We start from the raw sequence: 19,796 nt of genomic DNA, 5'->3' as shown, positions 1-19,796 counted from the left end.
GAACGCCCTATATGCGTCGTAGCGTGCGGTTCGTTGTTTCGGAAAGGAGAAAATGATGAAGATCGCTCTGCTGGGAACCGGATTCGGTCGAGCCCACGCTGCGGTGTACGCCGCACGCACCGATGTCGAGGTGGTGATGTTCGGCCGTGATCCCGACAAAACCGCGAAGACCGCGGCACAATTCGGATTCGACCACGCCACCACCATCGATGCCGCCTTCGATGACAATTCATACGATCTGGTCGACATCTGCCTGCCCATCCCCCTGCACGCCGAATACGTGCTGCGGGCGCTGGACGCGGGAAAACACGCCCTGGTCGAACTGCCGCTGGCCGACAACCTCGCCGACGCACAGCAGGTCATCGCCGCCGCCGAGCGCAGCGGCAAACACGTGTTCGTGGACATGTTCGAACGATTCATTCCCGCCAACAACGCCCTGGTCGACGCGGTAGCAGCAGGCACCTACGGCCGGCTCGAACAGCTGACGCTGTGGAACCTGACCGCACACCTGTGGCCCGGCGCATCCCTCGGCCTGCGCACACTGCCGCTAGAGGCCATGCACAGCGACATGGACATCATCGCCCGCACCCTCGGCCTGCCCGATGACATCGAGGTCGCCACCGTCTCGCGCGACGCCGACAGCGCCTGCATCGAGGCCACTTTGACATACGCCGACGCCTTCGTGCGCGACACCGTGTCCTCGTTGATGCCGATGTCCTGGGGCGCCCGCGGCGGGTACACCGCGACCTTCACCGAGGCCGTCCTGGAAGCCACCTCGACCATGGGTTTCGACGGCAAACCCACCGGGTCGGTCACCGCCTACCGCAGCGATGGCGTCCGGGAACTCGAGCTCCCGCCGGCCGATCAGTACACCGCCATGATCGAGCACGTCGTAGCGGTATTGCGCGGCGAAGCCGACAACCGGATCACCCCGGCCAGCGCACTCGACGCACTGCAACTCACCTTCGACCTCGATCGAGCAGTCAACGGCCCGCGCTGACGCGCTCGTCAGCCGCGAGATCTACAACACATCGGTCTTCCCCATCATTCCTGACGATCACGGACGCTGCGCCCGGGTTCGCACGGCATGGAACCTCGGTTCTCTTGGGAGAGAGCCGCTTTCAGCACACGCAGCGCATTGCCGCCGAGAATGCCGTGCACCTCCGCGCTGTCGAACCCGGCAGTTGCCAGCACCGGGGCGAGCGTGGGAAAACACCGAGGACCGTCGTATCCGTCGATATAGCCGGTAACACCGTTCATGTCCGTACCGACACAGAGGTGCTCGGCGCCGACCAGCTGCGCCAAATGTGCTGCATGCCTGGCGAAGTCGTCGACGTCGCGCAGCGTGAGCTTACCGAGGCGGGCCGGCCACAGGCCGATCAGCCCGCCGGTCGCGGCGATCGCCCGGACCTCCGTATCGCTGATGAACCGCGGAAAGTCCTGTACCGCAGACGCTGCGGTGTGCGAGCTGACCACCGGCGCCGTGCTGTGTTCGCACGTCGACATCGTGGTGGCGAAGTCGGCGTGCGCGAGATCGATCAGCATGCCGAGCCGGTTCATCTGCGCGACAACCTCTTTGCCGAGCGGACTCAGGCCCGCGGATCGCCGGCCGGCCCGGACCGCCCGGCTACCCCGGCCACCGAACGCGGACATACCGATGGTGCCGAGCCCGTTGTCCGCGTAGTGCACTAGACCGAGCACGCGCACACCCAGCTCGTGCAGGTCGGTCAACCGCTGCGGATCAGTTCCGACGGTATCCGCGCCTTCGACACCGAGCATGATCGCGGGCCCGCCCGGACGGGCGATCGATGCGGGATCGGTCACCACCGTGATGCCTGCCGCGGCCGCCTCGGTCCGCGCCGCGGTCAACTGCTCGACGACGCCGGCCCACGCGGAGCGACCCCGCCACCGGGTACCCATCGGATCGCCGACGGCGGTGATCACGGCCAAGTCGACGCGGCCGGGCCGCAGGTCGGACAACGGGTCGGTGGGGACCGACAGCACCTTTTTGCCCACGGCGCGCAACCAGCCGGGCACGATGCTCGGGCTGTGCGCGTGCATGTCGATGGCCGGAGTCGGCGCGCTCGCCTCGGCCGGAGGCAGCTCGTTACTCATAGCCGCGCTGTCCATACTCATAGCTGCGCTACGGGAGCTGATTTTCGCGTCGGCAATTGTGGTGCGTAACGGTCGAATTCAGCGGGGTCGTGCGCGCAGAAGATATCAGCCTGGCCGTAGCGTGCGAGTTCGCGAAGGCGTTCGAGGTTGTGCAGACGACTCGATTTATTGGATTGCAGGGCGTACTGGAATGCTCGCAGTCCGAGCGGGCAGGTCGGTTCCGCGTCGAGTTGGCCGTGGTAATCGTAGGCATCACCGGCGTGCAGCAACCAGCGCGGGCCGGTGTCGGCGCCGGTGTCTATTGCGACGCCGGTGTGGCCGCGGGTGTGGCCGTCGAGCGGAACGAGCAGGATTTCGGCGGGCAGGCCCGGAAGTTCGCGGATGGCACGGAAGCCGAACCATTCGGCCCCCTCGGCCTGATGCTCCACCCACTTGGGCCCGTGCGCCCAGGATGCTCCCGCATACCGTCGACGTTCCAGGAACGTGAGAGGTCGACGAGCAGCCGCGAGTTCGTCGGTGTTGACGTGCACGGCGGCGTGCGGGAAGTCCGGCAGGCCGCCGGTGTGGTCGATGTCGAGGTGCGTCAGCACGATATGCCCGACATCGCCCGCCGAGAAGCCCAGCCGCAGAATCTGCTGGAGCGCGGTCTCGGCGGGATCCAAGCTGGGGTGCACGCCCCACACGAATTCGGCACCAAGGTTCTTGACGGGTTGCGCAATATCGCGGGTCCCGATGCCGGTATCGACCAGCACCAGCGTTCGATCGGTTTCGATCAATAGGCAATGGCAGACGCATGTTCCGCGCCCGAAAAGCGATCCGGTCCCGTTGACGAGCCGGGGAGAAGGCGGGCGCAATGTGCCGCAATTGAGGTGATGTATCCGCATTGATACTCCTAGCGTCGGCGCCTGATGTGCATTCGGCTTTTCGCGGCATGAGGTAAGTGCCCGCGCAATCCGAAATATGGGTTCGAGTCCCGCGAGGCCATGGATCATGCGTCGCGGTCGGGCGGCCTGGCCGCGCTGAACCCAGCATGCCGGACATGCGCGGCAAAGTCTAGAAGAACTTCCAGACTTTGCACATCGTCGCAGCTAAGATCGGCGATATGGCGGCAACCGACCCTCCCGAACCCAGCCAGGCGACAGCTCCCCGCGCACGCAAGCATCGAGCCGCGGGGGCAGCCCGCCGCGACGCACTGCTGCGCGCAACGGTCGAGGTGGCCGCCGAGCGCGGCATGGCGGGTGTCACCCATCGCACGGTGACCGAACACGCCGGCGTCCCGCTGGCCACAATCAGCTACTTCTTCGAGTCGATCGATGCCCTCGCGACGGAAGCGCTGCGGGTATTCACCGCCGAACGAGTGCAGGCCCTGACATCGCTCAATGACGCACTCGCGGCGCAGCAGTACGAATTCGAGGACATGGCATCGCTGTTCGCCGATGCGACGGCCACGGATCGAACGCAGAGCATGGCCATTTTCGAGGCCTTCCTGCATGCCGGCCGCAACCCGGCGCAGCGCAAAGCGGTCGGCGAAGCGCTCGCCGCATTGCAGCGAGTCGCGGCCACCGCGCTCCGTGCGGCGGGGGCCAGCGATCCCGAGGGCGCGGCCGAATCATTCGTCGCACTGGTCGACGGATTCGCCATGCACGCGCTGGCCGAGGAAACACAGCAGGTCGACCGCGTCGGACTGCGGCGAGCGGCTCGCGCGCTGTTCCTCGGCGAGCTCGTAGCGGCAGGCAGAATCGAGGACGCGGTACGGCTGTCCGAGGGCAGCAGCTCCACCGGCTCGAAATCCCCTGGGAGTCAACAAGAATCGCGGTAGCTGACACCCCGTTTCCGGCGGCGGCACCGGTCCTCGCTCAGGGTGCGGAAACGAAGGCCTGGTGTTCGGGGCCGCGACCCCCCGCAACTACGTCTACGCCAAAGGATTTCGCGTTCTGGCACGATAGAGATCATGCGGCCGCTTCTGCTCCTCGATATCGACGGCCCGCTGACCCCGTTCGCGGCCAAAGCCGGCGCCAACCCACTGGGTTATCGCGAGCACAAATTCAAGATCTCCGGCTGGAGCAGGCGGCACCCGTTGCGCATGTGGCTCAACCCCACTCACGGTCCGGCCCTACTGCAAGTAGCCGGCCCCGCCGAACTCGTCTGGGCGACCACCTGGGAACACCAGGCCAACACCATGGTCGGCCCCGCCACCGGCCTGCCCAACCTACCGGTGATCCGGTTCGGCGACACCGGCCCCGCCTGGAAGTTCCCCGCCGTCGCCGCCTACGCCCCGCAGCGCCCGCTCATCTGGCTCGATGACGACTTCGGCATGTACCCCACGGCCCGCGACGAGTTCCTGGCTTCCCGCGGTGACACCCCCACCAACCTGATCCCGGTCAATCCCCGCACCGGCCTCACCGACACCCACTTCGACGAGATCCGCGAGTACTGGCTCAGCGTCTAGCACCTGTCGCAAAGTCCGGCCCAGGATGCATTCGCGGGCTGGATGGGACTTTGCGACAGGCCCACCAACCCGCCCCGATGGATGCTCCTGAGCAGCAACGGGATCGCTCTGGTGCTGCACACACCGACAACCCGGTTTCTAGCGGAACCCGCAGTGTGCGAGCGAATTCAGCAGCCATGTTGACCGCATCTGTTTCGATGACCGCAGACTTCGCGCCAAACATTGTGGTGCAGTGGACTGTTCGCTCGGTGCGGGCAAGGCGGTCTCCTGGGCGGGTCCGTTGCAGGCGACCACGGTGCAGCTGGCAGCACATTTCCTCATCGGATTCCTCTTTCTTGGTTGCGGGTGAGTTCGTCGGCGCGGTCGACCTCAGCGAGATCGATCCCGTTGGTTTCGCGGGCACAGAGCACGGCGACCACCGTCACGGCAGCGGCCGCGGCTAGATAGATCGCGATCGGCACCGACGAGCCGTACACATCGAGCAGTCGCACCGCGATGATCGGCGCGAGCGAACCGGCGACGATCGAGGTGACTTGATAGCCAAGAGACACACCGGAATAACGCATCCGGGTCGGGAACATCTCGGCCATGATCGCGGGCTGCGCGGCATACATGAACGCGTGGAACACCAAGCCGATGACGATCGCTCCCACAATCGCCGCGTTGTGTCCGGAGTCCATCATCGGGAAGGCGAAGAAGCCCCAGCTCGCCGCGGTGACAGCGCCGACCAGGTACACCGGCCTGCGCCCGTATCGGTCGCTGAGCCGTCCGGCGAAAGGAATCGCCACGAAGTGCGCGACGTGTGCGGCCAGCAACCACCACAGGATCACCTTGGTGTCCGCGCCGACGTGCACCTTCAAATAGGTGATCGAGAAGGTGACCACCAGGTAGTACATAATGTTCTCGCCGAGGCGCAGGCCCATGGCGGTGAACACGCCGCGCGGGTACCGCCGCAACACCTCGAGCGCGCTGAACGAGGCGGCCTTCTCCTGTTCGGTGATCTGTTGCGCGGCAAGGAAAATGGGCGCGTCGGTGATTTTCGTGCGCACGTAGTAGCCGATCAGCACCACCACCGCCGACAGCCAGAAGGCCACGCGCCAGCCCCAGCCCAGGAAGTCCGCGGCCGAGAGGGTCGAGGTCAAGGTCAGCAGTACGACGGTCGCGAGCAGATTGCCGACGGGTACGGCCGCTTGTGGCCAGGACGACCAGAAGGCCCGGCTGCGGCTGGGACTGTGCTCGGCGACCAATAGCACCGCCCCACCCCATTCGCCGCCGACCGCGAAGCCCTGCAGGAAGCGCAGGGTCACCAGCAGTGCCGGCGCCAGGTAGCCCACTTGCGCGAAGGTCGGCAGGCAGCCCATCAGGAAGGTGGCGACACCGACCAGGACCAGGCTCAGCTGCAACAGCTTCTTGCGGCCGTACTTGTCGCCGAAATGGCCGAATACCAGCCCACCCAGCGGACGCGCGGCGAAACCGACGGCATAGGTGACGAAGGCCGCCAGGATGGCGTCGAGATCACTCGTGCCCTTGGCGAAGAACACCTTGTTGAACACCAGCGTCGCAGCGGTGCCGTAAAGGAAGAATTCATACCATTCGACCACGGTGCCCGCCATGGACGCGGCAACGACCCGCCGGAGTCCTTGCGGCACCGGATCACTCGCCGGAGCTAGGTCGAAATCTATTTTGCTACTTGTCATTTCACTACTTTCGGCATTGCTGGGTTCGTCCGCGCACAGCGGTTCGGCCCCTGACGGATTCGATGGGGGCGGCAGGTGTCAACTGTCGATGGCCGCGACGACCGCCGACGCGCCGCTCCGGTGCGCGTGCAACTCGATGAAGGGCGCCAGCGCTTCAGGATCGGCCAGGACACCTGGGGCAGCGACTGTTTCGGGAAGCTCACCGCGCAAGATCCGTTTCACCGGTACTTCGAGCTTCTTTCCCGACAGCGTGCGCGGAACCTCTCGGACGCAATGGATTTCGTCGGGCACGTGCCGCGGCGACAGCTCATCGCGCAGCCGAGCCGCGATCCGCTCCCGCAGGCGCGCATCGAGGAAACGGCCATCGTCCAGCACGACGAACAAGAGCAGCTCGTCGGCCCCGGAGTCGTTGTCGGACAAGTGGATGACGAGGCTGTCCCGAATCTCGGGCAGCGACTCGACGGCACTGTAGAACTCGGCGGTGCCCAGTCGGACGCCACCTCGGTTCAGGGTGGCATCGGATCGCCCGCCGATCACGCAGCTGCCGTCCGCAGCGATGGTTATCCAATCTCCATGGCGCCAAAGACCAGGGATCGCCGCGAAGTACGCGCTGCGGTAGCGAGACCGGTCCGCGTCATCCCAGAACCCGATCGGCATCGAGGGCATCGGTTTGCCGATCACGAGTTCGCCCTCCCGGCCGATGGTCTGCCAGCCTTCTTCGTCGATCGAGTGCACGGCAGCGCCGAGCGCCCGGCACGCCATGACCCCAGCCCGTACCGGCAGCAGGGGCGCGCCGCCGAGGAAGGCGGTGCACAGATCCGTCCCGCCGGAGATCGACGCGAAATAGATGTCCGGGGCCACGTGCTCGTACACCCAGCGGTAGCCCTCGGCCGGCAGCGGCGCTCCGGTGGATCCGAGGCCGCGCAACGCGGACAGATCGGCGGTAGCACGCGGCGAGACGCCGACTTTGCGGCACGCCAGCAGAAATGGCGCGCTGGTGCCGAGATAGGTGGTGTGGCTTACCGATGCGAGCTGCCACAACCGGGTCGGATCCGGGTAGGCGGGATCTCCGTCGTACATGACTACCGCGCTGCCGACGGCAAGTCCGGACACGAGATAGTTCCACATCATCCAGCCGGTGGTGGTGAACCAGAAGAATCGATCACCCGGACCCAAATCATGATGCAGGGCAAGCGATTTCATGTGCTCCAGCAGAATTCCACCGTGCCCGTGCACAATCGGCTTGGGTAGCCCGGTGGTGCCCGAGCTGTAGAGCACATACAGCGGATGCTCGAACGGGACCGGTTCGAAGGTCAGCTCGCCGGAGTGCGCGACGAGCTGATCCCAACTGATCGCCCCCGGCCCCGGCGCGGCTGCCGGATCCAGGTAAGGCAGCACGACGAGCTGGCCCAGCCCCGTCAGCGCAGTGCGGATTTCGCGGATCTCCGCCGAGCGATCGATCGATTTCCGGCCGTATCGATAGCCATCCACGACCACGAGAACTTTCGGATCGATTTGACCGAGGCGGTCGAGCACCGACCTGACGCCGAATTCCGGTGGGCAGGAAGCGAAAGTCGCCCCCAGGCTCGCCGCGGCGAGCAGCAGCACCAGCGTCTCCGGGATGTTCGGCATATACGCCGCGACCCGATCACCGCGCCGCACACCGAGCCGGAACAAACCCTGCCGAGCGCGCGCCACTTGCTCGCGCAGCTCCGCGGCGGTGTAGTGCACCGGACGTCGGGTCTGCGAGTGCGCGATCACCGCGGTATCGCCGTCGGCCAGGCCGGGCATACGCAGCACCGCCTGCGCATAGTTCAGCGTGGCGCCGGGAAACCAGCGGGTATCGGGCATCCGGTCCGCGTCGGCGAGGATCTCGGTCGGCTGGGAGTAGGCGGGCACGTCGAAGTAATTCCAGATCGCGGACCAGAATCCGGCCAGGTCGTCGACCGACCAGCGCCACAATTCCGCGTAGTCGGCGAAGTCGGCCTCGCGGTCGCGGGCAACCCATTGCATGAAGTCCCCCATCCGGGTGCGGGCCCTGGCATCCGGTGGCGGGTTCCACAGCACCTCGTGGGCGGACTTGTCCCCGGTGTTCATTGCACTCCTATTGATGCGTTGCTGCCGAGCGGCGATGGCTTCCGGTGCGTTCGGGCACCGGAAGCCATCGCCCACGGGTCTCGAGAATCGGCCGGTTCAGGAACAGGCGGGGTCGATCACGTAGTAGTTGTCGCCGGTCTTGCGCAACTTCGTCGTGCCGGAGACGACATTGAGTCCCATGTCCTGGTTGGACCCGTTGGCCAGGGCCCGGCCACCACCGTTGTCATGTGCCCGCCCGGCCTGCACGTGCTTGTAGTTCGAGTCCGCGAAGCAGGGCTGAACCGGTGGGGTGGTCGTCGAGGTCGGCGGGGTCGTCGTCGACGTGGGCGGCGTGGTGGTGGTCGGCGGGTTGTCGTCCTCGTGCGCGATGATGAAGTCGCGCATGATCTTCAAGGCCTGGGCATCGGTGATTATGTTGAAATGGGTCTGGCTGGTCAGCAGCCGATTGTCGGCGCCCTCGAGTTTCGCCGAATCGGTCGGCGCCACATTCCAATCACCGGATGAGCGCAGTGTCAAATAGGCGACCTTGTCGTTGTGCGGAACCTCGGTGCCGGAGTTCAGCGCGGTCAAGAACGGCGTATTCGGTGCGGCGAACTGCTGACAGGAGACATACTGCTTGCAGTGATTGAACGTAGTGCCGTGATGCGGTCCCGCGAACGAAATGTACTGCGAGACGGTGTCACCGCCGCCGAGATTCTTGATGTAATAACGCGCGGCGAGGGTGGAAGCGGACCAGGTCGCCAGCACCACTCTGTTCGCGCCGGTCTGCTGCCGGACCTGATTCACCTTCGCGCCCAGTTCTTTGGCCGCGACCGCGAGATCCTGCGTCATCTTGCTGCTGTCGGTCCAGGTGAACAGCCGGTCGGCCGGCCAACCGTTGGACTGCAGGTTCTGCTTCATCGGTTCCATGTTCCCGACGTCTCCGGTCATACCGGGGATCATGATGACCGGATCATGGTTGGGCGCTGCGGCATGGACGGTGGGCAAGGTGGCCGCCAAGGCCCCGCCCGCGCCGAGCACCGCCGCGACCGACAATGCGGCCAACCCGCGACGCACCCAACCAGTGGTTTCGAAAAGCATCGTTGCCTCCTGCCCCGCCGAAACACGGCACCCGGGAGATGTGTGCTCGTCGCCCCGGGATTCGACGGGTTTGTGATGCGGAACACCCGAGGTGGTTTAGACCATAGGAACGCCCGGCTGCGGTGACGATGGGTACCGGCGACACAATCCCGGCAACGCCGATGTGCAGTTCACCCCGCGGCGGTCCGGATCTCGCAAAATTGGCGATCGTCCGCAACGGCGACATATCCGCTCGCTGTTCCGTGTGTTAGTTGCACATTGTGCGCCGCAATGGACGGCGATAGCGTGCGCTGTCACCACCTATGCGGAGGAGCGTGCACCTGGCCCCCGTGCGCGCCACAGATCCGCAGAGGAATCCGGTGAATCGGCACTGCCGGCCACCCGGTGACATCTAGGGTTCGATCAAGACCCTCCGGACCTAGTCCGTGCAGTAACCCTCGGAGGAGCAATGACGGTCATCCAGGGCAGTTCGATGCTCGATCTGCTGCTCGAAGACGCCGATATCAGCGCATACGACGCGGCGTTGGAACGGGCCAGGCAGGCGGGCGCGCCGGTCGAGCGGATGATCGAACTCGAACACGAACGCACCGTCGCGATGCGGCTGCGGGAAAAGCTCCTCAACCATCGGCGCAACGAAGCCGAGTTGCAGCTGCTCAACGACACGGCCAACGATCTGGCCGCCATGCGCGATCCCGACTCGATCCTGCAGGCGATCGCCGACCGGGCGCGCCGGCTACTGGGTTGCGACCTGGCCTACATCAGCCTCAGCGACCGCACCCGCGGCGACTGCTTCATCAAGGCCGCCTCCGGGAACATCTCCGGTCTGCTGAACGAGTTGCGGCTGCCCCGCGGCGCCGGAGTCGGCGGCAAAGTCGCCCGGACCGGCGAACCCTACAGTGTCTCTTCGTATTTCGATGACGACACCCTCGAGCGCACCCCGGAGATCGACGCGACGGTCGAGGCCGAGCGGATCGAGTCGCTGCTGGGAGTTCCGGTCAAACTCAAACAGGACATCATCGGCGTGCTGCTCGCCGCGCACCGCAGCCAGCGACCGTTCAGCAGCCGCGATATCGGCGCCCTGGTCATGCTGGCCGCGCACGCCGCCGTGGCGATCGAGAACTCGCGGCTGCTCACCGCCACCCAGGCCGCGGTGGCGGACCTGCGGGTCGCCAATGCCACCATCCAAACCCACCTCGCCGAACTGGAGCGCACCGCCGAGGTGCACGAGAGGCTGACCAAGCTCGTCATCGAGGGCGTCGACGTGGCCGCGGTCATCGAGGCGACTGCGGCAGCGGTGACCGGGAAGGTGGTCCTCCTGTCCCCGGACACCGATCCGCCGGCCCCGACCGATCAGGTCGAGGCGCTGGCCCGGCGCGCACATGCCAAGGGGCACAGCGTCGTTGAAGACCGGCTGTGCGCGGTCCCGCTGATCACCGAGTCCGAATCCCTGGGCACCTTGGTCCTGCTCGGCTCGGCGGCCGTCGACGACACCGATCGGCGCATCCTCGAACGTGCCGCCCTGGTGGCCGCGCTGGTTCTCGTCACCCGCCGCCGCATGGCCGAAGCCGAGGCGCGGGTCCGCGGTGAACTGCTCGCCGATCTGCTCGCCGCGCAAACCCACGACCACGATCTGCTTCGCCGTCGGGCGGCCCTGCTCGAGGTCGACCTGGACAGCTGCCATGTCGTGGTGGTCGCCGAGCTCGAAACCGAGCCCAGGGAGCCGGTTTTCGCCGCGATCGCCGCACTGGCCCGGCGCCTGCGCTGTTTGGCCACGGTCCGGCACCGTTCGGTGATTCTGCTGCTGCCCGGCACCGACGCCAGAACCATCGCCCGCGACGCGGCACGCGAGTTGACCCGCATCACGCGGGCACCGGTCACCGCAGGCGCCGCGATAGCCGAGGGTCCGACCACCGTCGCCGCGAGCTTCGAGGAAGCGGCGCGCTGCACTCGCGCACTGATCGCGCTCGATCGCATCGGCTCGGTAGGCGTCGCCGCCGACCTCGGATTCGTCGGCACGCTGTTCAGCGGCGAACCCAACATCTCCGGATACGTCCGCTCGGTTCTCGGCCCGGTCTTGGATTACGACCGGGAACGCGGAGCCGAGCTCTTGCAGACGCTCGACGTCTTCTGCGCCACCGGCCAGAACAGCACCAAAGCCGCGCAACTGCTGCATCTGCATGTCAACACCGTGACCCAGCGATTGACCCGCCTGACGCAGTTACTCGGCGACGACTGGCGCGAGCCCGAGCAACTGCTCGAAATCCAGGTGGCCTTGCGATTGCTGAAAGCGCAAGGCGCGTAGGCTAATTCAGCTATCCAGCGTCGACCCATAGTCGGGCAGCTCTACCCCGTTGATCGCACGCTCGACCAGTTCGGCGAACCATTCGCTGGAGAAGTCGACGCTCGGCTCGGCGTCTGGGCCGGGGACCTCGCGGCTGCGGGCGCTCAATCGGCCGATTTCCTGGTTGGCCTCGACGAACGAGCGCATCTGCTTCTCGTAGGCGGCGAATCCGGTTTCCGGGTTCCATCCGGCGGCGGCCAGCTCGCCGGCCAGTAGGTAGGCGCCGATCAGGGCCAGCCCGGTGCCTGCCCCGGACAGCGGCGACGGGCTGAACGCCGCGTCCCCGAGCAGCACCACCCGTCCGTTCGACCAGCGGTCCATCACCACCTGGGCGACCTGGTCGAGGTAGAAGTCGGGGGTGTTGTCCAGGTGCGCGAGGATGTCCTGGGTCAACCAGCCGAAGCCGGCCATTCGCTCACGCAGCAGGCGCTTCTGGGCTTCGACGTCGCGGTAGTCGACATCGAAATCCCCTGCGGGGAAGGAGAACATGGCCATCGCCTGGGTGGCGTCCGGGACGGGCCGCAGGCCGGCGGAGCGCCCGGACTCCTGATAGTCGATCAGCCAGCGGTCCAGCTCGAACTCGTTGGGCACGCTGTAGAAGGCCAGCACGTGCCCGAGGTGGCGGATGAACTGCTCGTGCGATCCGAAAACCATCGCTCGGGTAGCGGAATGCAGTCCGTCCGCCCCGACGACCAGGTCGAAGCGTCGCCGGTCGCCGCCCTCGAAGACCACGTCGACGCCGTCTGCGTCCTGGGCGAGTTCGGCGATGCGGTCGCCGAAGATGTATTCGACCCCGTCGCGGGTGTCGTCGTAGAGCACTTGTGACAGATCTCCGCGCAGGATCTCGATCTCCGCGATGTATCCGTCGCCACCGTGGTCATCGGCACGGTAGGTCTCCAGCACGTTGCCGTCCACGTCCACGGTGTACGCGCCGGCGGTATCGGTGCAGGCCGCGCGCACCGCCGCGTCCAGCCCCATCCGCCGGATGACCTCCTTGGCCACCCCGCGCGCATCCACCGCCTGCCCGCCTGGACGCAACGCGGGAGCCCGCTCCACCACGGTCACCGCGGCGCCCCACCGGCGCAACCAGTGGGCCAGCGCGGGCCCCGCGATGCTCGCCCCCGCCACCAGCACTTTGGGACCACTCACCTGCTCACCCGGCCGGATCGTGTGCTCGTGCGCAGGGTTCTCGACGCTCATCACTACCTCCATGTGTCTCCTCCCGCACCGGAACCGCCCCAGCGCGGGCACACCGCTGTCGGTGTATCCAGCCATATCGACTAGGCGCACACACGAAATTCATCGGTACAGCCGAATTCTGCCGCCTTCCGCACCGACCCGAGCGTCTGCTGCACTTCCACGCTCAGCCGACCCGAGTGTGTCGGCTGCCGGGGGTGCGGCTGCGGAACGCAGGGCAAACCATCGCGAGGCTGCCACGTTCCCCTCGGCTTTCAACTCGCCGCACGGTACCCGCTAATCGTCTCCGAAGATTCCACTAAGCAGTGGATTCTACGGTTGTCTCATCCATTCGGAATCGACCGAAAAAGGTGGGAAATGGCAAGTGCTGACTGGGATTTCGAGACGATGCCGAGCATCGGCCTGCGCACGGCGGCGAACCGAGAAGAGCTGCGCGCCGAGCTCGCGGATCTGTTGCAGCACGATCCCGCGACCCTTCCCGATACCGCCCGGCTCATCGAAGACCTCGGTTTGGACAGCCTCGACATGATGACCCTGTCGGCGTGGCTGGACTCCCACGGTGTGCGCGTGCAGACCGACCAAGAACGCCGCGGCACCGTCGGCGATATCCTGTCGCTCGCGGAAACCGTTGCGGGCAAACATGTTCAACTCACCATCCGGTCCGGGAACACTGCATCGTCAGACCCGGCCTCGGTGCCGGAACTGCCACCGTCACAATCCGATCCGCTCGCTCCTGTCATGCAGAGCTCGATGTTCCGGCTCGACGCCCTCCAGCCGGGCGACACCGAATACCTCTATGCGCTCGCGGTTCGCCCGGAGAACTGCTTCCGCTGGCGCTACCGCGGGGCACCGCCCGCGCCCGAACGTTTTGTCGAAGAACTGTGGGCGCAGGTGGTCACGCAGTACGTCGTGCGTCGCATCGACGACGACCAACCCGCCGGGCACGTCGTCGCCTACAGCGCCGACCGCCACGGCGGTCACGCCTACATCGGCGCGGTGTTCGAGCCGGCGTACGCCGGAACCGGACTGGCCGCCGAGGTGATCACGCTCTTCGTCCGATATCTGTTCCGCACCTTCCCATTTCGCAAACTGTATCTGGAGGTCCCCGGATTCAACTGGCCGCAGCTGAGCAGCGGCGAGGGCCGCTACTTCCAGGTCGAGGGCCGACTGCGCGACCACGTCTACTACGCCGGCCGCTACTGGGACCAATACCTCTGCGCGATCTACGCAGATCAAACGTTCGAGGAATCGACCTCGGATGGCAAGGAAAGGAAACTCTCATGAAGTCAACTGCTCGCCGCAGGATGCTCGTCGGCGTATCGAGCCTCGGGGTAGCCGCCGCAGCGATCGCGCCGTCCACCGCGTATGCCGCGACACCGGAACCGTTGGCCGCGGCACAGTTCGAGGCAGCGGCACGCACGCCGCTGCCCGCGTGCGTCGATGTCCGGCACTCGACCGACTGGCGCCAGAACAAGCTGGACGTCACGAACAACTGCGGCTACGGCGTCAACTGGTTCGTCGACAAGGAAGGACCCAACCTGGATTGCCGGCACACTCCCGCAGGCGGCCGCGACCGCGTTACCTGGGGTATCCAAGACGCCTATCACGGCACCTACAAGTGCGGATGAGCCAGCGGGCGAATCCCTTTGCTTGCATGGGGATTCGCCCTATCCACAGCCCAGGCACCTATCCGGTCGGCTACCCATCGTCGAGGCTCTCGATTCTCATTGCCGTCGAACCGATTCGGATCGTATCGCCGTCGGCGACCAGGGTGCCGGTCACGATTTGCACGCCGTTGACATAGGTTCCGTTCGCCGAGCCGAGGTCGACGAGCAGCATCCCGGCCTGACGAACGACAAGCCGCGCGTGATGCCGACTCACGCGTGCGTCGTCGAGGACCAGATCGTTGTCCGGTTGCCTGCCGATCCGAACCCCGTTGTCGATCTCGACAGTCCGGCCATCCGACACACGCAGTACCGCGCGCGGTGCGGATTGTGTTGCCGCCGTGGTGGTTCTGCCACGCGGTAACTCTATCGGCAACAGCGGCTGCTGACGCCGGACCTGCTGCTCGAGGGCCAGGGTGACCGGATCGGGATCGAGCCCCTCCAGTTCCGCGAGATTCGTCCGTAGCCGCCGGCACGCGTCGAGCGCCTCGGCTTGCCTGCCGGCGAGGTACAGCGCGGTGACGAGCCTGCGCCACACGGCCTCGTTGACCGGATGGCCGGCCGCCAGTGTGCTCATCGCACCGACCGACTCGGCCGCACGCCCCAGGGCGATTTCGGCGTCGACCCGGCTCAGCACCGTATTCAGGCGGCGGTCGGCCAGCTCGGCCGCGAAGTTGTCGGCGAAGCCGAGGCCGCGCAGGTCGGCGAGCGGGTCGCCGCTCCACTGCGCCAGTGCCGTGTCGAAATGCGCGAGCGCACCGGCGTGATCGCCCGCTGCGGCCGCCGCGGTGGCTGCGGCACGCTTCGATTCGAAACGCGCTGCGTCGCAGCAGTTGTCGGAGAGTTCGAGCTGATAGCCGGGGGTGATCGTGCGAAGGATCGCGGCCGGGTCGGCCCCCGCCGTCCGCAGGGCTTTGCGGATATCGGCGACGAACACGTGCAGCGTCGGGGCGAACCGGCGCGGCGGACGGCCGTCCCAAATACCGTTGGCCAGCGCATGAGACGACACCACCCGGCGCCGGTTGACGGCGAGCATCCCCAGCACCGCCCGAGGCTTGGTGCCGCCGATATTCAGTGCCGAGCCGTCGACCAGCAGCTGTACGGGTCCGAGCAAGCGCACTTCCACCGACGGCACAGTCTCGTCGGGCATCTGCCCAGGATAGGCGGTGGCGCCGGAACACAGCGGGTATTCTGGATGCGTTCTCGTGCAGGAGGTGCAGTATGGCCGCCCCGTCCTTGCTACGGGGTACGGTTTTCGCCGACCATCTCATCGTCGAACGTCTCGGCTCCGGCGGTATGGGCACGGTGTACCTGGCACACCACCCGCGGCTACCGCGGTCGGTGGCGTTGAAGGTGCTGGATCCCGAGCTGGGTTCCGATCCGCGTTTCCGGTCCAGGTTCGAGCGGGAAGCGGAATTGGTTGCGCAGCTGGATCATCCGAATATCGTCGGCATTCACGACCGCGGCATCGAAAGCGGTCTGCTGTGGATCTCCATGCATTACGTCCCCGGTGGCGACCTCGCACGCCACCTGCGCCGGCATCGGCGCGGACTGGACCCGCGCCGCGCGGTGCACATCGTGACCGAGGTCGCCAGGGGCCTCGACCATGCCCATCGGCGAGGCTTTGTGCACCGAGATATCAAGCCCGCCAATATCTTTCTCGGCACCGAAGACCGCATCCTAATCGGAGATTTCGGTATCGCCCGCACCACCGACGCGGATGCCACCGAGACCGCCGGGCCGCCCATGCTCACCCGGGCCTACGCCGCACCGGAACAGTGGGCAGGCGAGGCCACGGACTCACGTACCGACGTCTATGCCCTCGGTGTCACGTTGCACGAACTGCTCACCGGCCGGCTCCCGGGTGCCGTTGCCGCCCAATCGCTCCCGCCGCGCCTAGCGGCCGTGATCGCCAAGGCGTCCGCTGCCGACCCCGCCGATCGCTACCAGACCTGCGGTGACCTCGCCGCCGCCGCGACCACCGCGCTCGCGACGAACCATCGTCGCCACCTCGCATCGGTCGCATTCGGCACGACCGTGACCGTGGCGGCGGCTTTCGTAACTTGGGATACCTTGCGCCCCAACCTTATCGACGGCGATCCGTGGCCCGCACCGGGCGTGGTGGAGATACCCGGCCCGCCGTTCCCTCTGCAATGCCCCACGCCCTACCTGAAGTCCGACCGCGGCCCCAAAGCACTGTGCACAGCAGTAGATACGGCCAAGAACGAGGCAACCTTCTACTTCTACTACCCGCGCACCAACGAACGGGAGCACCGGGAAGGGCCCTTTTCGATCCAGAGCCAGAGCGAGCCGGTCAAGAAACAAAAGGACGGCACCACTTACGTGAGCGGTCCTACCGTGAAATCGTCGTTCGCGGGCGCGGTCAATGTCGGCCACCGCTACGACGCCGACCGCGAATACGGCGCCTTCGCCCGCGATACATTCGGCGGTCTGCTGCCTTTCCTGGCCACTTTCGAACCGCTACCGGTCTGCCGCACGGTCACGGACTGCTGACCTGCACTGCGAGGGACGTGATCGACTCCCTGCTCCGGCCATTTTCCTTCTCGCGAAACCGACTGCCCGGACGGCAATTTCGGTATACTAACGGGCGGTGAAAGGGGGCGGAAGTCACCTCTACTCGGCTGAGCGACGCGCCCAGATTTCTTCATCGAACGCTGCTAGGACGCTCTATTCCGAGTGATGGGAAGCGAAATGAGTATCAGTCAAAAGATTACCGCCGGCGAACTGAACGATCTCACGTTCCACGGCAAGCTCGAGAACGGTCACCTGGTGCCCGGAGGCCTGCTCGGCGACCAGGCCGCGATGGACGACATCGAGGTCGGCATGTACGTCCTGGAGAAGGACGGCACGCTGATCGCCTGCAACAAGACCGCTATCGGAGCGTGGGGGCGCAGTCCTGAACTCGGTAAGAGCGAGAAGTACTGCGGCGCGTTCCGCCTGCGTTACCCCTCCGGTGAGGTCATGCCGCACGAGGCGGCCCCGCCGTCGGTGGTCATCAACAACGGTGGCACCGTGCGCGACGCCGACGTCATCTGTGAACAGCCCAATGGTTTCCGGCTGCTCGCGCTGGTCAACGTCTTCCCGATCCGCGATGAGTCCGACGAGGTAGTGGGCGCGGTCAACATCTTCCGCCACAACACCACCAAAACCGTGCCGGGACTGCTGGAGTCGGCAGACGCCGGCTGAGCACCACTGCACCAGCCACGCAGCGCCTCTCCCCCGCCGGGCTTCACCCGGCCGGGAGAGGCGCAGTCGTCCACTTCAGAAGTCGACCACCTCGCCCTCGACCCACCGGGGCAAACGATCAGCGATGAACGACGCCAGATCCCGGCCGCTGGTCTCGACCTCGCGGATCTCTTCGAGATACTTCCCCATCGCGCGTTGTGCGGTAGCGGTCGAGCTCGTCTCGAGGAATCCGGTTCGTTCGATATGCAGCCCCTTTTCCAACGATTCCGAGCCCCCCTCGTAGATGGCACGTTTGAGGGCTTTGACCGCAACCGGTGACCTGCGGGCAAGCCGTGCAGCGGTACTGCGGGCCTCGTCCAGCAAGTCGGCCGGCGCGACCAATCGGTGCACGAGGCCGATGTCGCGCGCTCGGGCGGGAGTGATCGGGGCACCCTCCAGACACAATTCCAGCGCGCGGGCAGCACCGAGCACCCGCGTAAGCATCTGCGTGCCACCGCCGCCGGGGATGATCCCGACCAGGATCTCCGGTTGACCGATCTCGTAGGGGCCGTCGGCCATCAACCGGATATCGCAGGACAGCGCCAGCTCACAGCCGCCACCGAGCGTGCGACCGTTCAGCGCGGCGACGAATACCTTGTCGGAGTCGCGCATTCGGCGGCACACCTCGTGATAACGACGCAGATCGGCGACGCCACCCGCACCGGCCCGGGCCAGTGCCGCCTGTGCACCGGGAACATGATCGGCGGCGCGGCTGGTGTGCAGAGCCGCGGCGGCGGCGCGCCGGGTCAGCGTGACCGGCGATGCCTCGGCGCCGGCCAGGATCTCGGCGACGTCGTAGTGGCTGACGAACACATCCTCCACCGCGCTGGTGAGCACTACCGCGCGGACGGCGTCCTCGCGTTCGAGCGCGGTGAGCAGCTCCGCGAGAGCGGTCATGATGTCACTGGTGAGGAAGTTGTAGGGCGGATTGTCCAGCCATACGGTCGCGACGGTGCCGTCACGTTCGGTACGAATCATGATTCCTCTTCTGCCGAAGGTCTTTTCACTGTCGAGCGCGACGCAGTCCGAGCCTGATCACCGCAGGCATCACCCGCTGGTAACCGACCGGGAACAGTCGCTGGACCACGTCCAGCGCGACCGCGTCCGCACCGATCCGCACTTTCGCCTTGCCGCGCCGGATTCCGTCCACGATCGCCAGCGCCGCCTGCTCCGGTGTCGTGCGCGCTATCCGGTCGAACATCTCGACATTGGCTGCGGCAGAACCGGCCCGAGCGACACCGGTGCCCTCGATCCTGGTCGACCGCGCGATATTGGTCCGGATACCGCCCGGATGCACCGCCATGACGCGCACGGACGATCCCGCGAGCCGCAGTTCCATCCGCACCGATTCGGTGAATCCACGAACCGCGAACTTCGTTGCGCTGTAAGCGGATTGACATGGCATGCCGAGCAACCCGAACACGCTCGACACATTGGCGATGGTGCCGCCGCCGGATCGCTCGAGAATCGGATAGAACGCCCTGGTGCCGTGCACGACGCCCCAGAAGTTGATGTCCACGATCCAGCGCAGACTCTCGTCGCTGATCGTGACGCCATCCCCGAGCACCGCGACTCCGGCGTTGTTCAGCACGATATTCACTCTGCCCCAGCGCCTTTCGACGCCGTCGGCGAAGGCATAGATCGAATCCTCGTCCCCCACATCGACCAGATGCGTGCTGACCTCGGCACCGAGCCCGGCCACTCGATCCGCCGTCTCCTTCATTCCCAGCTCATCGATGTCGGCCAGGGCCACCGTGGCACCGCGGCGGGCGAATTCGACAGCCGTCGCCGCCCCGATCCCCGACGCGGCTCCGGTCACCACCGCCACCTTGCCGTCCAGCCGCCTATCAGACATGTCGCAGCCCTTCGCTCGGTCTCACGTCGCCACATTAGAGAACTATCACTCTCCA

General features: G+C 66.1%; 17 protein-coding genes. 8 read left to right on the top strand and 9 right to left on the bottom strand.

The genetic code is table 11. The annotated features are described in order from the left end of the window. Positions 1–55: 55 nt before the first annotated feature. Entirely contained in the window at positions 56–1,000 is a 945-nt protein-coding gene (locus DBO33_RS17105; RefSeq protein WP_107655937.1) for a Gfo/Idh/MocA family protein, read from the top strand. Positions 1,001–1,044: 44 nt separating this feature from the next. Here DBO33_RS17105 and DBO33_RS17100 read toward each other — a convergent pair whose 3' ends face one another. Then, positions 1,045–2,115, bottom strand: a complete 1,071-nt coding sequence (locus DBO33_RS17100; RefSeq protein ID WP_107660344.1) for a dipeptidase — start codon at positions 2,113–2,115, stop codon at positions 1,045–1,047. A 17-nt stretch (positions 2,116–2,132) separates the two neighbouring features. Beyond that, on the bottom strand, positions 2,133–2,999 hold the full coding sequence (locus DBO33_RS17095) for an MBL fold metallo-hydrolase (RefSeq protein ID WP_107655936.1): 867 nt from the start codon (positions 2,997–2,999) through the stop codon (positions 2,133–2,135). A gap of 218 nt (positions 3,000–3,217) precedes the next feature. Here DBO33_RS17095 and DBO33_RS17090 point away from each other — a divergent pair, with 218 nt between their 5' ends. Together DBO33_RS17090 and DBO33_RS17085 are read left to right on the top strand one after the other, a co-directional pair. Next, positions 3,218–3,934, top strand: coding sequence for a TetR/AcrR family transcriptional regulator (locus tag DBO33_RS17090; RefSeq protein WP_107655935.1), 717 nt, complete (start codon positions 3,218–3,220; stop codon positions 3,932–3,934). Between the two features lie 132 nt (positions 3,935–4,066). Next, positions 4,067–4,564 carry an HAD domain-containing protein gene (locus DBO33_RS17085; RefSeq protein ID WP_107655934.1) on the top strand — a complete coding sequence of 166 codons (498 nt, stop codon included), beginning with the start codon at positions 4,067–4,069 and terminating at the stop codon, positions 4,562–4,564. Between the two features lie 317 nt (positions 4,565–4,881). Here the strand turns inward: DBO33_RS17085 and DBO33_RS17080 are convergent, their stop codons facing one another. The 3 genes from DBO33_RS17080 to DBO33_RS17070 all read right to left on the bottom strand — a co-directional run bounded on the left by DBO33_RS17080 (position 4,882) and on the right by DBO33_RS17070 (position 9,438). Continuing rightward, positions 4,882–6,261, bottom strand: coding sequence for an MFS transporter (locus DBO33_RS17080; protein WP_107655933.1), 1,380 nt, complete (start codon positions 6,259–6,261; stop codon positions 4,882–4,884). Positions 6,262–6,339: 78 nt separating this feature from the next. Then, positions 6,340–8,358, bottom strand: a complete 2,019-nt coding sequence (locus DBO33_RS17075; protein WP_107655932.1) for an acetoacetate--CoA ligase — start codon at positions 8,356–8,358, stop codon at positions 6,340–6,342. 96 nt (positions 8,359–8,454) lie between these two features. Further along, the gene (locus DBO33_RS17070) at positions 8,455–9,438 is read right to left on the bottom strand and encodes an esterase/lipase family protein (RefSeq protein ID WP_159080317.1); all 984 of its coding nucleotides are present in this window, start codon (positions 9,436–9,438) and stop codon (positions 8,455–8,457) included. A 448-nt stretch (positions 9,439–9,886) separates the two neighbouring features. On the opposite strand from DBO33_RS17070, the gene DBO33_RS17065 reads away from it, so the two are divergent. After that, the gene (locus tag DBO33_RS17065) at positions 9,887–11,740 is read left to right on the top strand and encodes a helix-turn-helix domain-containing protein (RefSeq protein WP_107655930.1); all 1,854 of its coding nucleotides are present in this window, start codon (positions 9,887–9,889) and stop codon (positions 11,738–11,740) included. Between the two features lie 6 nt (positions 11,741–11,746). Here DBO33_RS17065 and DBO33_RS17060 read toward each other — a convergent pair whose 3' ends face one another. Beyond that, complete coding sequence (locus DBO33_RS17060) at positions 11,747–12,979, bottom strand: FAD-dependent monooxygenase (protein WP_234390885.1); 1,233 nt, start codon at positions 12,977–12,979, stop codon at positions 11,747–11,749. A 354-nt stretch (positions 12,980–13,333) separates the two neighbouring features. Here DBO33_RS17060 and DBO33_RS17055 point away from each other — a divergent pair, with 354 nt between their 5' ends. Together DBO33_RS17055 and DBO33_RS17050 are read left to right on the top strand one after the other, a co-directional pair. Beyond that, positions 13,334–14,260 carry a GNAT family N-acetyltransferase gene (locus DBO33_RS17055; protein ID WP_107655929.1) on the top strand — a complete coding sequence of 309 codons (927 nt, stop codon included), beginning with the start codon at positions 13,334–13,336 and terminating at the stop codon, positions 14,258–14,260. Further along, positions 14,257–14,604: a hypothetical protein gene (locus DBO33_RS17050; RefSeq protein WP_107655928.1), complete on the top strand. Its 348-nt coding sequence runs from the start codon at positions 14,257–14,259 to the stop codon at positions 14,602–14,604. Before DBO33_RS17055 ends, DBO33_RS17050 begins: the two co-directional genes overlap by 4 nt. A gap of 70 nt (positions 14,605–14,674) precedes the next feature. Here DBO33_RS17050 and DBO33_RS17045 read toward each other — a convergent pair whose 3' ends face one another. After that, positions 14,675–15,790, bottom strand: coding sequence for a BTAD domain-containing putative transcriptional regulator (locus DBO33_RS17045; RefSeq protein WP_107655927.1), 1,116 nt, complete (start codon positions 15,788–15,790; stop codon positions 14,675–14,677). A 71-nt stretch (positions 15,791–15,861) separates the two neighbouring features. On the opposite strand from DBO33_RS17045, the gene DBO33_RS17040 reads away from it, so the two are divergent. Beyond that, positions 15,862–17,154, top strand: coding sequence for a serine/threonine-protein kinase (locus tag DBO33_RS17040; RefSeq protein ID WP_107655926.1), 1,293 nt, complete (start codon positions 15,862–15,864; stop codon positions 17,152–17,154). Positions 17,155–17,352: 198 nt separating this feature from the next. Next, positions 17,353–17,847, top strand: a complete 495-nt coding sequence (locus DBO33_RS17035; protein ID WP_107660342.1) for a PAS domain-containing protein — start codon at positions 17,353–17,355, stop codon at positions 17,845–17,847. Positions 17,848–17,922: 75 nt separating this feature from the next. Here the strand turns inward: DBO33_RS17035 and DBO33_RS17030 are convergent, their stop codons facing one another. Both DBO33_RS17030 and DBO33_RS17025 read right to left on the bottom strand, forming a co-directional pair. Beyond that, entirely contained in the window at positions 17,923–18,864 is a 942-nt protein-coding gene (locus DBO33_RS17030) for an enoyl-CoA hydratase/isomerase family protein (RefSeq protein ID WP_107655925.1), read from the bottom strand. A gap of 25 nt (positions 18,865–18,889) precedes the next feature. Further along, the gene (locus tag DBO33_RS17025) at positions 18,890–19,741 is read right to left on the bottom strand and encodes an SDR family NAD(P)-dependent oxidoreductase (RefSeq protein WP_107655924.1); all 852 of its coding nucleotides are present in this window, start codon (positions 19,739–19,741) and stop codon (positions 18,890–18,892) included. Between the last annotated feature and the right edge of the window lie 55 nt (positions 19,742–19,796).

This window comes from Nocardia suismassiliense, assembly GCF_900269665.1.
GTDB lineage: Bacteria > Actinomycetota > Actinomycetes > Mycobacteriales > Mycobacteriaceae > Nocardia > Nocardia suismassiliense.
Note: the sequence above shows the minus strand (reverse complement) of the source record. Positions and strands in the feature narration are given on the sequence as shown.

What these genes read in the sequence shown, in the direction of transcription:
- DBO33_RS17040 (WP_107655926.1), top strand. Translation starts at nt 15,862, where the DNA reads ATGGCCGCCCCGTCCTTGCTACGGGGTACGGTTTTCGCCGACCATCTC.
- DBO33_RS17050 (WP_107655928.1), top strand. Translation starts at nt 14,257, where the DNA reads ATGAAGTCAACTGCTCGCCGCAGGATGCTCGTCGGCGTATCGAGCCTC.
- DBO33_RS17030 (WP_107655925.1), bottom strand. Translation starts at nt 18,864, where the DNA reads ATGATTCGTACCGAACGTGACGGCACCGTCGCGACCGTATGGCTGGAC.
- DBO33_RS17065 (WP_107655930.1), top strand. Translation starts at nt 9,887, where the DNA reads ATGACGGTCATCCAGGGCAGTTCGATGCTCGATCTGCTGCTCGAAGAC.
- DBO33_RS17075 (WP_107655932.1), bottom strand. Translation starts at nt 8,358, where the DNA reads ATGAACACCGGGGACAAGTCCGCCCACGAGGTGCTGTGGAACCCGCCA.
- DBO33_RS17045 (WP_107655927.1), bottom strand. Translation starts at nt 15,790, where the DNA reads ATGCCCGACGAGACTGTGCCGTCGGTGGAAGTGCGCTTGCTCGGACCC.
- DBO33_RS17035 (WP_107660342.1), top strand. Translation starts at nt 17,353, where the DNA reads ATGAGTATCAGTCAAAAGATTACCGCCGGCGAACTGAACGATCTCACG.
- DBO33_RS17095 (WP_107655936.1), bottom strand. Translation starts at nt 2,999, where the DNA reads ATGCGGATACATCACCTCAATTGCGGCACATTGCGCCCGCCTTCTCCC.
- DBO33_RS17100 (WP_107660344.1), bottom strand. Translation starts at nt 2,115, where the DNA reads ATGAGTAACGAGCTGCCTCCGGCCGAGGCGAGCGCGCCGACTCCGGCC.
- DBO33_RS17060 (WP_234390885.1), bottom strand. Translation starts at nt 12,979, where the DNA reads ATGAGCGTCGAGAACCCTGCGCACGAGCACACGATCCGGCCGGGTGAG.
- DBO33_RS17080 (WP_107655933.1), bottom strand. Translation starts at nt 6,261, where the DNA reads ATGACAAGTAGCAAAATAGATTTCGACCTAGCTCCGGCGAGTGATCCG.
- DBO33_RS17085 (WP_107655934.1), top strand. Translation starts at nt 4,067, where the DNA reads ATGCGGCCGCTTCTGCTCCTCGATATCGACGGCCCGCTGACCCCGTTC.
- DBO33_RS17025 (WP_107655924.1), bottom strand. Translation starts at nt 19,741, where the DNA reads ATGTCTGATAGGCGGCTGGACGGCAAGGTGGCGGTGGTGACCGGAGCC.
- DBO33_RS17055 (WP_107655929.1), top strand. Translation starts at nt 13,334, where the DNA reads ATGGCAAGTGCTGACTGGGATTTCGAGACGATGCCGAGCATCGGCCTG.
- DBO33_RS17070 (WP_159080317.1), bottom strand. Translation starts at nt 9,438, where the DNA reads ATGCTTTTCGAAACCACTGGTTGGGTGCGTCGCGGGTTGGCCGCATTG.
- DBO33_RS17090 (WP_107655935.1), top strand. Translation starts at nt 3,218, where the DNA reads ATGGCGGCAACCGACCCTCCCGAACCCAGCCAGGCGACAGCTCCCCGC.
- DBO33_RS17105 (WP_107655937.1), top strand. Translation starts at nt 56, where the DNA reads ATGAAGATCGCTCTGCTGGGAACCGGATTCGGTCGAGCCCACGCTGCG.